The sequence below is a fragment of the Paenibacillus sp. GYB003 genome, from assembly GCF_036577625.1.
Lineage (GTDB): Bacteria > Bacillota > Bacilli > Paenibacillales > NBRC-103111 > Paenibacillus_AB.
In genome coordinates this window covers 18,217-30,530 of the sequence record NZ_JARBDC010000007.1, presented here as the reverse complement: position 1 = coordinate 30,530, position 12,314 = coordinate 18,217, and the positions used below count along the sequence as shown (strand labels likewise).

General features: G+C 60.0%; 13 protein-coding genes. 2 read left to right on the top strand and 11 right to left on the bottom strand.

Annotation, left to right across the window (positions count from 1 at the left end):
• Positions 1-13: 13 nt before the first annotated feature.
• Positions 14-814: a sirohydrochlorin chelatase gene (locus tag PV407_RS04765; RefSeq protein ID WP_332088740.1), complete on the bottom strand. Its 801-nt coding sequence runs from the start codon at positions 812-814 to the stop codon at positions 14-16.
• Positions 815-972: 158 nt separating this feature from the next.
• Positions 973-1,263, bottom strand: a complete 291-nt coding sequence (locus tag PV407_RS04760; RefSeq protein ID WP_139603968.1) for a YerC/YecD family TrpR-related protein — start codon at positions 1,261-1,263, stop codon at positions 973-975.
• Positions 1,264-2,484: 1,221 nt separating this feature from the next.
• On the opposite strand from PV407_RS04760, the gene PV407_RS04755 reads away from it, so the two are divergent.
• The gene (locus PV407_RS04755) at positions 2,485-2,997 is read left to right on the top strand and encodes a hypothetical protein (RefSeq protein WP_332088735.1); all 513 of its coding nucleotides are present in this window, start codon (positions 2,485-2,487) and stop codon (positions 2,995-2,997) included.
• 104 nt (positions 2,998-3,101) lie between these two features.
• On the opposite strand, the gene PV407_RS04750 is transcribed toward PV407_RS04755, so the two are convergent.
• From PV407_RS04750 to PV407_RS04725, 6 genes are all read right to left on the bottom strand, one after another.
• Positions 3,102-3,920, bottom strand: coding sequence for a hypothetical protein (locus tag PV407_RS04750; RefSeq protein WP_332088733.1), 819 nt, complete (start codon positions 3,918-3,920; stop codon positions 3,102-3,104).
• 142 nt (positions 3,921-4,062) lie between these two features.
• Positions 4,063-5,322, bottom strand: coding sequence for a Glu/Leu/Phe/Val family dehydrogenase (locus PV407_RS04745; protein WP_332088858.1), 1,260 nt, complete (start codon positions 5,320-5,322; stop codon positions 4,063-4,065).
• A gap of 131 nt (positions 5,323-5,453) precedes the next feature.
• Entirely contained in the window at positions 5,454-6,356 is a 903-nt protein-coding gene (locus PV407_RS04740; RefSeq protein WP_332088732.1) for a TIGR01777 family oxidoreductase, read from the bottom strand.
• A gap of 147 nt (positions 6,357-6,503) precedes the next feature.
• Positions 6,504-6,647 (bottom strand): hypothetical protein, encoded by a 144-nt coding sequence (locus tag PV407_RS04735; RefSeq protein ID WP_332088730.1) that lies wholly within the window; start codon positions 6,645-6,647, stop codon positions 6,504-6,506.
• 11 nt (positions 6,648-6,658) lie between these two features.
• Complete coding sequence (locus PV407_RS04730) at positions 6,659-7,750, bottom strand: DUF3048 domain-containing protein (RefSeq protein WP_332088729.1); 1,092 nt, start codon at positions 7,748-7,750, stop codon at positions 6,659-6,661.
• A 211-nt stretch (positions 7,751-7,961) separates the two neighbouring features.
• On the bottom strand, positions 7,962-8,630 hold the full coding sequence (locus PV407_RS04725; RefSeq protein WP_332088728.1) for a Bax inhibitor-1/YccA family protein: 669 nt from the start codon (positions 8,628-8,630) through the stop codon (positions 7,962-7,964).
• A gap of 108 nt (positions 8,631-8,738) precedes the next feature.
• Between PV407_RS04725 and PV407_RS04720 the strand changes: the two genes are divergently transcribed.
• Complete coding sequence (locus PV407_RS04720) at positions 8,739-8,864, top strand: hypothetical protein (protein ID WP_332088726.1); 126 nt, start codon at positions 8,739-8,741, stop codon at positions 8,862-8,864.
• Positions 8,865-9,047: 183 nt separating this feature from the next.
• Here PV407_RS04720 and purD read toward each other — a convergent pair whose 3' ends face one another.
• Genes purD through PV407_RS04705 form a run of 3 tightly spaced genes read right to left on the bottom strand, consistent with a single transcriptional unit; the run spans position 9,048 to position 12,270 of the window.
• Entirely contained in the window at positions 9,048-10,307 is a 1,260-nt protein-coding gene (gene purD, locus PV407_RS04715; protein ID WP_332088725.1) for a phosphoribosylamine--glycine ligase, read from the bottom strand.
• A 21-nt stretch (positions 10,308-10,328) separates the two neighbouring features.
• Positions 10,329-11,060: an IMP cyclohydrolase gene (locus PV407_RS04710; RefSeq protein ID WP_332088724.1), complete on the bottom strand. Its 732-nt coding sequence runs from the start codon at positions 11,058-11,060 to the stop codon at positions 10,329-10,331.
• Between the two features lie 34 nt (positions 11,061-11,094).
• Positions 11,095-12,270, bottom strand: coding sequence for a phosphoribosylaminoimidazolecarboxamide formyltransferase (locus PV407_RS04705; protein WP_332088723.1), 1,176 nt, complete (start codon positions 12,268-12,270; stop codon positions 11,095-11,097).
• Positions 12,271-12,314 lie beyond the last annotated feature (44 nt).

The following is a 12,314-nucleotide window of genomic DNA, read 5'->3' as shown; positions in this document are numbered from 1 at the left end:
CCCATACCTCCATCTAGCATAAGTTTCTACGCGGCCCGATCCGCTTCAGCCGCTCCGCCGCCTGCCGCTCCATCCAGCGCGAGACCGACGGGTGCGGCAGCAGCGCCTTGCCGTCATACGTATAGCGAAGTCCGTCCAGCCGCTGCGGAATGACCGTATTCGTAAAATAGCCCGAGCTCAAAAACAGCGGCACCACGACGATGTCGCAATCCGGCTCCGATTCGCGCCAATCGGCGAAAGCCTCCCGCGTTTCATCCGGGAGCAGCAGCGCCGACCGTACGTCGGCATAGCCGCCGAGCAGCCGCAGCCGTGCGGCGACGCGGTCCATGCCGGTTTTCCATCTGCGGTAAAATTGCGGAATCTCGCTCCCGTGGCCGACCAGCAGCACGCGCTGCCGCTCCGGACGATCCGTCAAGCTCCGCAGACGATCGAATACGATATCCGCCACAACCGGATCGTCGTCGAGCGGCGGACACATATGCACGTTCGCGCGCAGACGAAACGGCTGCAAATCCGTATCGAACGACGGCGCGGGCAAGTCGCCGAGCGCATATCGGATTTCCTCGACGTGCGTGCTCCCGTACGAAACGAACAGCGGGACGACCACGATATCGGTGACGCCTTGCGCTTCGAGCGAATCGATGCCGTCCTGAATCAGCCGCCCTTCGACGATTTCCAAAAACGAAGAGACGATCGGCACCTCTTCCGTTCCGCTGCCGAGATCGCCGATATCCGCGACGGCCCGATCGATGAGTTCGATCCATTCCGGGCTGCGGGAGCCGTGGCTGATGACGAGAACGCCGGCTTTGCTCATAAGGGGACATCCTTTCCGCCAACTTGTCATCCTCATGCTATCGAAACCGCTCCCGAAAGTCAATTCGCCCCCGGCCCAACGCCAAAAAACCCGCTCCGATCGGGAGCGGGCTTCCGGCAAACCGTCCGATGAGCCGGGAATCCGGGCTGCGGACGCGATTAACGGCCGAGCCGTTCGAGCGCCATTTTGTAGCCGTCGTTTCCGTAATTCAAGCACCGCTTCACGCGGGAAATCGTCGCCGTGCTCGCCCCCGTCTCGGCCTCGATCTGGTTGTAGGTGCTGCCTTTGCCGAGCATGCGGGCAACCTCAAGACGCTGGGACAACGATTGGATTTCGTTGACCGTGCACAGGTCGTCGAAAAAAATGTAGCACTCCTCCACCGTCTTGAGCGTCAAAACGGCTTCGAACAACTGGTCGATCGATTTATCGTTTAACTTCTTTAATTGCACGTTAACTCAACCCCTATTTCACTGACTTACATACCTGTTTCGACATCAAAAGCGACAATCCTTCCTTTACGATTGCGAAACGTTAAAATTTCTATGCATCACCGGGCTAAAATGATATAACAGCCTTCGCCGCCGATCGGCGACTGCATGCTGTTCATATTATAACATCTTTTGTGCGAAACGGTTCGAATTCGCCGGTTATGCCGACTCCAAGCGCGACAGGCACGTTCCCCGCAAGCTTCCATAAGGAAAACCATCTATCGACGCATTTCGAGGATGAGCAAAAACAGCGGCTTCCGAAACGTAACGGACGCCACGGCGCTTATTTCGCGAAAATCGGCCGTTTTCCACTCGTAACGGACACCATTGCTCTTAATTACCCCGAATCGCCGTCCAAAAGGGGGTTTTTCGCCAAATAGCTGTGCCTGTGTCCGTTAGAAAAAAAATAAGCCGAAATGAGACTCGATAGCGGCCTCCATGTCCGTTACACATTTGGTACTGGGGACCAGTCCCGCCGCGCCCCATGCTCGCCCCCGCTTCAACTCCCGCCGTCACCGGCGCAGGTCGTACGAGCCGCTATCGCCATTTCCCGCCGCCGGCAGCAGGAAACCCGCTCCGGCTTTGGCGCTTTAGCGAAATCGGGACGGACGGTCTTTTCTGTGCAAACCGATCCTCTTTGCACGCCGAACCGGCAGCGGAGCGGGAAGCGAGATGGAAATGCTCCCGCTATTTTCTGAAAGCTTCCCGTTTCCGGGCAAAACAAAGGGAAAATGTCCCGCTACATTCGTCCATACCGTGCATTTCGCCGATACTGCGCCATTTTACCTGGAGCTTCTCCCGGTATTTCGACACGACGCCACTAGGAGAGCGAGTTAACGTGAGGTTTTCCCGTTCGTTCGATATTCGATTCGAAAGCCGGACGCAGAAACGAAAGGCGCTGCTCGCCCCGGCTTTAGCGTACTTTCCAGACGTAACGCGCTTTTTGCGCAACCTCGTTCCCTTCGCCAGCCGCCCCGCATCGGTGACGAATACAACGAGATCGTCAATAAGGAAACCGAATCATACATAAAAAAGGGCGCCGCTTCGCGCCCGTTTTCCCGGACGAAAGGGCGATCCCCCGAACCGGATGCGGCAAACCGGGCATTCGTCCAATCCAATCATTCGCCTACGACATACAGTATCGTATAGCCTATAACCTAAACAAGAAGGAATGTGAATCTCGTGAATCCACATCAATGGCCGACTTGGCACGACGCCCGGAACCAGCGAAATCAATGGGACTACCGGGAATTCGGCTCCCATCAGGGGGCGGGACACGGCGGGCTTCCCGCCGAATACAGCTACATCCCCCCGCAATTCGGGCAGCAATTGCCGGGCCCGCCGCTTGGAGGCGGGGGCGGCGGGGGCGGAAGCGCCGGCGGGCTGCTCAGCGGCTTGAACTTCAAAGACATCAAATCGGTCGTCGACCGGCTGGGCGGCATCGACGGCATTATCTCGACCGTCGGCAAAGTCCAGAAAATCGTCAGCAGCATTCAGCAAATGCAGCCGATGATCAAGCTGCTCATGACGATGCTGCCCGGCAAATCGAAGGCGGCGGACGACGACGATTTGGACCAGGAGGAATGGAAACGGCCGCGCAGACGCAAACGCCGGCGCCGGAAAGGCAAAAGAAAAGCGCGCACGCGCTCGACGATTTACGTGCACAAGGCGAAACGCCGCAATCCGTATTGGTGACCGAAACCGCCCGCTTCCGCTGCCGTTTGGCGCAGCGAAGCGGGCGGTTTTTGCGGCGGTGCCGAAGCGGCGGTTTATCCCGGCCGGCGTTCCGGAGTCGGCCGTCACGCCCCGCGGCGCAGAGCGGCGATCCAATCGTCCGCGTCATAGACGAAGCCGTACAGCAGAGCGACTTGCCAGAGCGCGATCTCTTTCGCCGTTTCGGCTCGGGCCGTTTCCTTGTTTTCGATCGCCGTCACCGCCTGGCGGATCGCCGAGCACAGGTAGCCTTCCCGCTGCATGTCGACCATCCCTCCCGGCGACGTTTGCAGACAGCCGTTGATCGCGAAGCCGGCGTACACCAGATGGTTGATGCCGTCCTCCCGGCAAAGCGCATGCAGCTGCGCGGTCGATTCCGCGACGCCTTCCTCGCCCTGCGGGCGCGCCGTAGCGGGAAAATCGATGCGGCTCTGCCCGGCCGCGATGTCGGCCCGGTTATGCTCGCCCGGGAAAACGTCCCGCGCCTTGAACGCCGTCAGCCGGCGAAACGTGTCGTCGTGCTCGACCCGACGCGCTTTCGGTTGTTCCGGGCCGGCCAGCCGGACCGCTCTTTTGAAGCCCGGGCAATCGCGAAAATAGTCCCCGCCCGGGCGGACGACGTGATAGACCGTCATGCCGGCGTCTCTGGCGGCGCCGAGCACCCCCGGCAGCACACGGTCGCATACGTCGTACGAGCGCGGAATGTACTCGACGACGCGATGCCAGCCGGGGTACTGCTCCCTCGTTCCGCAGTCCCAGGCGTGCATGACGACGAGCGCCGTTTTGTCCCGGCGAATCGGCAGCGTCGTTTTGTTCCAGCCTCCGAAAGCTTCCGCCGGGACGTCCAGCGCGAAATCCGCATCGTAATGGCGATAATACCAAGTCGGAATTTCCAGCTCGCCCATTTCCCGTTCCCCCGATCCGCATCAATGCGCAGCGTTCAAGCCTATGCACAAAAAGAAGAGCATCGCCGTGCAGACCGTTCTGCCGCGGAAGCGATGCTCCTGGATAGCCGATTTCTTTTTCAATATGCGTTTGCCGGACGGATTAGACCCAGCCTCTCAGCCTGCTCGCTTCGGCATATTTCTGCACGCCGACCATGTAAGCGGCAAGACGGGGCGTAATGCCGCGGCTTTTCGCCAAACTGAGCACTTTCTGGACCGCTTCGACCATTTTCGATTCGAGCTTCCGGTTTACTTCTTCCTCGGTCCAATAATAGCCCTGGTTGTTTTGCACCCATTCGAAGTACGAAACGGTCACGCCTCCCGCGTTCGCCAGCACGTCCGGTACGACGAGCACGCCGCGCTCGTGGAGCCTGTCGGACGCCTCCAGCGTAGTCGGGCCGTTCGCGGCTTCGACGATCAGCTTCGCCTGGATCCGGTCGACGTTTTCCAGCGTGATCTGGTTTTCGAGCGCCGCCGGGACGAGCACGTCGCACGGCTGCACGAGATAATCGGCGTTCGTCAGCCGTTTGCTGAACAAGTTCGTCACACTGCCGAACGAATCCCGCCGGTCGAGCAAGTAAGGAATATCCAGACCTTTCTCGTCGTAAATGCCGCCGTGTACGTCGCTGATGCCGACGACGATCGCGCCCCATTGGTCGAGAATTTCCGCCAAATGGCTGCCGACGTTGCCGAATCCTTGGATGCACACCTTGAGCCCTTTCAGCGCCATTCCTTGCTGCGCCGCCGCTTCGCGAATCGAAATCGCCACGCCGAGCGACGTCGCCTTCTCGCGCCCTTGCGATCCGCCGATCACGAGCGGCTTGCCGGTAATGAAGCCGGGCGAATCGTACTCGCGAATGCGGCTGTACTCGTCGAGCATCCAAGCCATGATTTGCGCGTTCGTGTATACGTCGGGAGCCGGAATATCTTTGTTCGGGCCGACGATTTGACTGATCGCCCGCACGTAGCCGCGCGCCAAACGTTCGACCTCGCCGAGCGACATCGTCCGCGGATCGCAGATGATGCCGCCTTTCCCTCCGCCGTAAGGCAAATCGAAAATGCCGCATTTCAGCGTCATCCACAGCGACAAAGCGGACACTTCCTCCGCCGTGACGCTCGGATGGAAGCGGATCCCCCCTTTTGTCGGTCCGACGGCGTCCGTATGCTGGGCGCGATAGCCGGTAAACACTTTGACCTGCCCGTCGTCCATCCGGACCGGGATGCGCACGGTCAGCAGCCGCAGCGGCTCCTTCAGCAGCTCAAAATAGCTTTCGCCGTAACCGAGCCGTTCGAGCGCTTCGTGTATGACCTTTTGGGTAGCGGCCAGCACGCCTTCGCTGAGCGGAGGCCGTCCCGCCCCCATCAAAATCCGTTTGTTCCCGCTCAATCTGCTTCACCTGGCTTCCAGTTAATTGTATCTGACTTGTACGGGTTTTGCTCTATTTCAGTTAACAATACCTTACACAGAGTGTCAAGATGCAGAAAAGACTCAATTTATGCCGAGTCCCCGCCATAGATCGCTTTTAACGCTTCATCCACCGTTGGATGCCGGAATGCGAAGCCGTGCTCGACCGCCTTGGCCGGCACGACGTTTTGGCCGGTGAGCAGCATGTCCGCCATCTCGCCCAGGGCGAGACGAAGCGCGAACGCGGGCGCGGGAAACAGGCTCGGCCTGCGCAAGGCGCGCCCGAGCGCCCGGGCGAAGTCCGAGCTCGTCACCGGATGCGGCGCGGTGGCGTTGACCGGGCCGCGAACGTCGGGCCGCTCGAGGCAGTGGCGGATGAGGCGCACGATATCGTCGATATGAATCCAGCTCAGCCATTGCCGACCGCTGCCGACTTTGCCGCCGGCGCCGAACTTGAACGGGAGCGCCATCAGCGGCAGCGCTCCGCCGTCCCGATCCAGCACGACGCCCGTACGCAGCAGCACGAGCCTGTCGCAGGCGATCGATCGGGCGGCCCGCTCCCATTCCAGGACGACGCCAGACAAAAAATCGACGGCCGCGACCGGACTCGTTTCGTTGAAAACATCGGTCTCGGAAGTGCCGTATATGCCGACCGCCGAGCCGTTCACGACCGCCTTCGGCTTTTCGTCCAGCGATTCGGTCAGCCGGGCGAGCTTCGCGACCGCTTCCAGCCTGGAGTCGAGCACGCGGCGCTTCGCCCGCGCCGTCCATCTCTGATTGATCGTTTCCCCCGCCAAATTGACGATGCCGTCCAGCCCCTCGAACAGCCCCTTCCGGTCCGCCAGCTCGTCCCAAGAGACCGTCTTCAGCCGGTCGCGTATGCCCCCGGACCCTTGGCGGGAGACGAGAACGATCTCGTCCCCGCACAATTGCAAATAGCGGATCAACTTGCCGCCGATCAAGCCCGTCCCCCCGCATACCGCGATTCTCATAAGCGTCCCCTCCGCTTTGCCGTTTCCAATATTTTACCACAACGAAACGGGCGGCGAAAAAAAGAAAAGCTCCGCCAGGGAGCCTCCTGCGAGCGATGCGTCAACGCGGGCCGCAAAACAAAGCGGTATGTCCGGAACGTCCGGCGATTACAGCAGCCATTGCAGCAAATCCATCAATGCCGCAATGCCTCCTCCGATAGCGATGCCGATGATGTGATGCATGTGGGTGCCCCTTTCCATTTTCGCGATACCTACAGTTAGTTTGCCCGGATCGCCGTAAAAATAGTCCAAAGGCGGCTTATCTATTCAAACGTCGCCGCCCCTCCCGTCGGAACGATCTGCACCCATGTTTGCCCCGGCAGCCAGCCGAGCTCCTTGCCGCCCTCGTAGGCGCGAATGAGGCCGTCCTTGCGCTCCCAGACGATATCGCGCTTCGTGCCTCCCTGAAGCAGCGCGCCTTTGCCCGGACCGAACAAATCGACGTCGCGCCGCCCCTCCTTGTCCACCACGCGATGCTCCGCATAGCAAATGATTACGTTCGCGGCGCTCAACGTGCGGCCCGATTCGGCGTCGACGTGCGGCTCCCCGTTCATCGACCGCAAGTAGACGCCGTTTGCCGCATCGTATTCGTACGATACCGTATAACCGTGCAAATACGGGATCGTCGCCTTGACCGCCGCCGCGGCGTCCGGCGAAGCGGGCGCCCCTTTCGCGGGCGGAGCGGCGAACGTCGCGATCGGTCCGTTCCAGTCGGCGCGGAACCGTTTCGCTTCCGCCCCTTTGCGGATCAGCTCCGCGCCCGTGTACAAGTTGTGGGGCATTTTCCGCTTCGGGTCGCGCCAGTAATAGCTGCCGTCGCCGTACACTTGGTCGAAATGGGCCAGCTTGCGTTCGGCGATCATGTTCATCGCTTCCTGGCTCCAGCCGGCGTGCACGATCAGCGCGTCGAGTCCGTCGCCGAGCTCGACGAAATACGGCCGGATGCTTCGCACCGGACCGATCGTTTGCGGAGAAGCGCTCTGGTAGACGGCGGCGAATCTCGTAATTTCCCCTTCCGCCAAAATCTCATAGACGATGTCCGCTTCGTCCAGTCCGGTTTGCGGGCGGGCTTGCGGCGAGTTTTCGACCATGACCAGGATCGGCCGCCGCTTCGTTTCGCTTTCCGCAGGCAAGCCGGTCAAAGGATAAACATGCGCGGGCGCGGGCGCAGGCACTGGCTGCCGGCTTGGATGCGCGTCTCCGCCGGACGGCGCCGGGTCGCCTGCCGGCGGCGATTCGCTCCGCACCGGAACCGCTTCCGGCACGCCTCCCTTTGAGCAGCCCGCTGCGGCGAGCGCAAGCGTACCGCCGACGATGGCGGCAGACGCCAGCTTCAACCAATTATGTCTCGGCATGGAGTCCCTCCTTTTCCTCCCGATCTATCGATTTCGTACCGATAGATTCGAATCCGTACCAGTTTATGAGACTTTCGCGTCTCATAGAACATAAACAAAAAGCTTTGCAGCCGTGCGCGCCGTCCGGCTACAAGACCGGAGCAGCCCGCAGGCCGCAAAGCTTTCGGAATCGATCAAACGGAACATGCGGTCAAACGGCCGCTTTCCGGCGTCAGTCGTCGGACAAAATGCCGAGCAGCCGGAGCAAATACAGAAACAGGTTGATGAAGTTCAAGTACAGGTTGAGCACGGCCAGCGGAATTTCTTCGTCGGCGATCCCGTGCTTATACTGCGAAATGTCGTACAGGATGAAGCCCGAGAATACGAGCACCCCGAATGCCGCGATCAGCAGACCGAGCGTGCCGCCGAATCCTCCCGTAAACAGGCCGATCAGACTGAAGCCGATCAGGACGAGAATGCCTACCGTCAAAAATCCGCCGAGAAAGCTGAAATCCCGCTTCGAATAATACGCGTAAGCCGTCAGCCCGCCGAAGATGACGCCCGTGAGCAAAAACGCGCTCGTGACGAGCGTCGGTCCGCCGATCGACGTGTAGTAAGCCAGACTCGGAAAAACCGTAATGCCGCTGATGAAACAAAACGCGAACACGAAACCGTATCCGATCCCTTTGCCTTTCCGCCGAATGAAAAAGGCTGCGACAAGCATGACCAGCTCGATGATGATGAGCGGTATAAACAGCGCCGGCGGGACGTACATGCCTACGAACGATCCGACGAACGAAACGAGAATCGACAGCGTAAACATGCGCAGCAGCTTGTGAAACGGCGCATTGTACGTCGACTGGCCTTCGCCGGCGTAGGAATTCGGTTGCTCCACGTTCATGGAATACCCCTCCGTTCGGATGAAACCTATATTTGGTATTAGTATATCATACGATTCGGGATTCATACCAAGCCATTTGGACAAAATAACGTCGGAGGCGATGCGGGCATGAACGGATTTCTCGATTTCGTCAAAACGTATTGGCTTTCGTTTCTTCTTGCGGCCGGGTTGCTGACGGCGGTCTTATACGAGCTTAAGCATAAGAAAAAATTCGAAAAAAACGAATTCGAATAACCGACCGCTTCCGGCGGTCTTTTTTGTTCGCCGCCGTCCCCGGCTATCCCCCGAAAATCGGCTCGTCCAGTTCCAAATACGCCACCGTGTCCATGTCCGGCCGAAACACGTTCGAAAAAAAAGGTTGCACCCTTAAAAGAAAAAAACGCCCGCCGGACGGCGGACGTTATCGCTCACATTCGATTATTGCAATGCTTTCAAAGCGATATCTTTGCGGTACTGCATCCCGTCGAAACGAATTCGCTCCGCGTCGGCATATGCTTTCGCGCGCGCTTCCTCGATGGTCGCGCCTTTGGCGGTGACGCCGAGCACCCGTCCGCCGTCGGTGACGATCTGCCCGTCCTTGACGGCCGTTCCGGCGTGGAATACGACGGAATCGCGCACTTCGTCCAAGCCGTAGATCGGAATCCCTTTCGGATAGCCGCCGGGGTAGCCTCCGGACGCGAGAATGACGCAGACGGCCGATTCGTCGCTCCACTTGATGTCCATATCCTGCAGGCGGCCGTTGATCGTGGCCAGGAAAATGTCGATCAGATCGGTTTCCAGAAGCGACAGGACGACCTGCGTCTCCGGATCGCCGAAGCGTGCGTTGAATTCGATCGTCTTCGGACCGTCCTCGGTAATCATCAGGCCCGCGAACAGGACGCCGCGGAACGGCCGCCCTTCCTTCACCATCGCTTCCGCCGTCGGCTTAATGATCGTCTCGATCGCCTCGTCGATGATCGATTGCGGAATATGCGGCAGCGGACTGTACGTCCCCATCCCGCCCGTATTCGGCCCCTTGTCGCCGTCGAACACCTGCTTGTGGTCCTGCGACGGAACCATCGGCCGGACGACGCCGCCGTCGACGAACGATAAAATCGACATTTCCTGGCCTTGCAGAAACTCCTCGACGACGACGCTGCTGCCGGAGTCGCCGAACACTTTGTCGACCATAATGTCCTTCAGCGCCCGCTCCGCCTCCTCCAGCGTCCGGGCGACGATGACGCCTTTGCCGGCCGCGAGGCCGTCCGCCTTGATGACGATCGGAGCGCCCTGCTTGCGCACGTAATCGAGCGCGGCCTCGTAATCCTCGAACGATTCGTAAGCGGCCGTCGGGATGTTGTATTTTTTCAGCAGCTGTTTGGTAAACACTTTCGAGCCTTCGATGATCGCCGCGTTTTTGCGCGGACCGAATACGGGAACGCCCCGCTCCTCGAGCACGTCGACGATGCCGTCCGCCAGCGGGTCGTCCGGACCGACGACGACGAGATCGATCGCGTAATCGAGCGCGAATTGGGCGATTTGCCCGAACTCGCTTTCTTTAATCGGCACGCATTCCGCCAGCTCCGCGATGCCCGCGTTGCCCGGCGCGCAATAGACGTGCGTGACGCCGGCGCTTTTTTTCAGCGCCCAGACGATCGCGTGCTCCCTTCCGCCTTTGCCAATGACCAATATACGCAAGCGTCAGCCCTCCCGAATTGTCTATAGCTTATTGATGACGTGCATGTCCGTTTCGCCGGACGCTTTGTCGATCGTTTTGACGAGCAGCGAAATCCGGTTGTCCGCATTCAGCCGCTCCCAATAATACGAGGCGGTTTGCGCGATGTCGTCGAACAGCGGCAGGAGCAGCGGCTCGCCCTGGAACGAAGGCAGCGGATTGCCGTCGCCGGCATACGTCGTCACGCAGTGGCCGAAGCCCGTGATTCCTTGCTCGTAATGAAAATAATGGCGCATCGTTTGCGAGGCGTCGTTCTGATTCGTTTTCAAAATCGACAGCTTGTACGCGCACGCTTGGTCGGACAGGTCGACCAGCCCGGAAATGCGGGGGGTGTAGTTGGGCGCGTCGGGCTCCCAGGTCCGCGTCGTCAGCGCCTGCTCGAACGAGCCGCCGTTTTGCAGCGCTTCGTAAATCGTATCCGTTTGGTCGCCGTTCGTCACGATATGGGCCGAGCCGATATGCCGAACCGGATAATAAATGATCAGAGAAGGATCGGTCAGCTTGGCCGGATCTCTCGCCTCGGTGCGCACGAATCCGTTCGCTTCTTCGATAAAGACGCGATTGCGGCTGTTTTCGCTGCGCCCCATGATCCAATATACTTGCGCATAGCGCGTTCCGTCCGGCGTCAGGCCGATGACGATGCCCCGTCCGGGATACGGATTCGATTGCAGGCGGGCGCTGTTCTGCTCCGCCGTCTGGCTCCAAAGTGCAGTCACGGGAACATTCTCCTTTGCTTTGCGCCTCTAGGATTTAGTGGTGGAACAGCCTTACGCCGGAATACGCCATCACCATGCCGTAATCGTTCGCGGCTTGCACGACTTCCTCGTCGCGCATCGAGCTGCCCGCCTGAATGACGTACCGTACGCCGCTGCGGCTCGCTCTGTCGATGTTGTCGCGGAACGGCAAAAACGCGTCGGAGCCGTACGATACGCCCGTCAGCCCTTTCAGCCATTCCCGCTTCTCGGCCGGCGTCAGGCGCCGCGGCACTTCCTCGAAGCACGCTTCCCAGCTCGCCTGCTCGACCGGCGTCAGCTCGTCCTCGAGCCACAGGTCGATGGCGTTGTTTTGCTCCGGGCGGGACAGTCCTTCGCGGAATTTCATGCCCAGCGCGATCGGATGCTGGCGCAAATACCAGCGGTCCGCCTTGTCGCCGGCAAGACGGGTGCAATGAATGCGCGACTGCTGGCCGGCGCCGATGCCGATCGTTTGGCCGTCGAGCGCATAGCAGATCGAGTTCGACTGCGTATATTTGAGCGTGATGAGCGAGACGAGCATGTCGCGCTTGGCGCCGTCCGGCAGCTCTTTGTTGTTCGTCACGATATGGTCGAACACGGACGCGTCGATTATGCCGTTGTTGCGCTCCTGCTGCATTTTCAGGCCGAACAGCGTGCGCGTTTCGATCGGGTCCGGCACGAAAGCCGGATCGATTTGCAAAATGAGAAACTTGCCGCCCTTTTTCGACTTCAAAATGTCCAGCGCTTCCTCGTCGTAGCCCGGAGCCACGATCAGGTCGGACACCTCGCGCTTGAGCAGCTTTGCCGTCGAGACGTCGACGACGTCGCTGAGCGCGGCCGCGTCGCCGAACGACGACATCCGGTCCGCTCCGCGGGCGCGGGCATAGGCGGTCGCCAGCTCGGACAGCTCGAGTCCTTCCACGAAGTAAGCTTTCTTCAGCGTATCGCTTAACGGCGCGTACACCGCCGCCCCGGCCGGGCTGACGTGCTTGAACGAAGCCGCCGCCGGCAATCCGGTCGCCTGGCGCAGCTCGCGCACGAGCTGGAACGCGTTCAAGGCGTCGAGCAGGTTGATGAAGCCGGGATCGCCGTTCAATACGCGGATCGGCAGCTCGCCGCCGCCGTCCATGTACAGCTTCGCTTCTTTTTGGTGCGGGTTCATCCCGTAACGCAGATGGATTTCGTTTGGCATCGTGGACCTTCCTTCGCTTGATTTGTTCGTGCGTTCGTTACCGC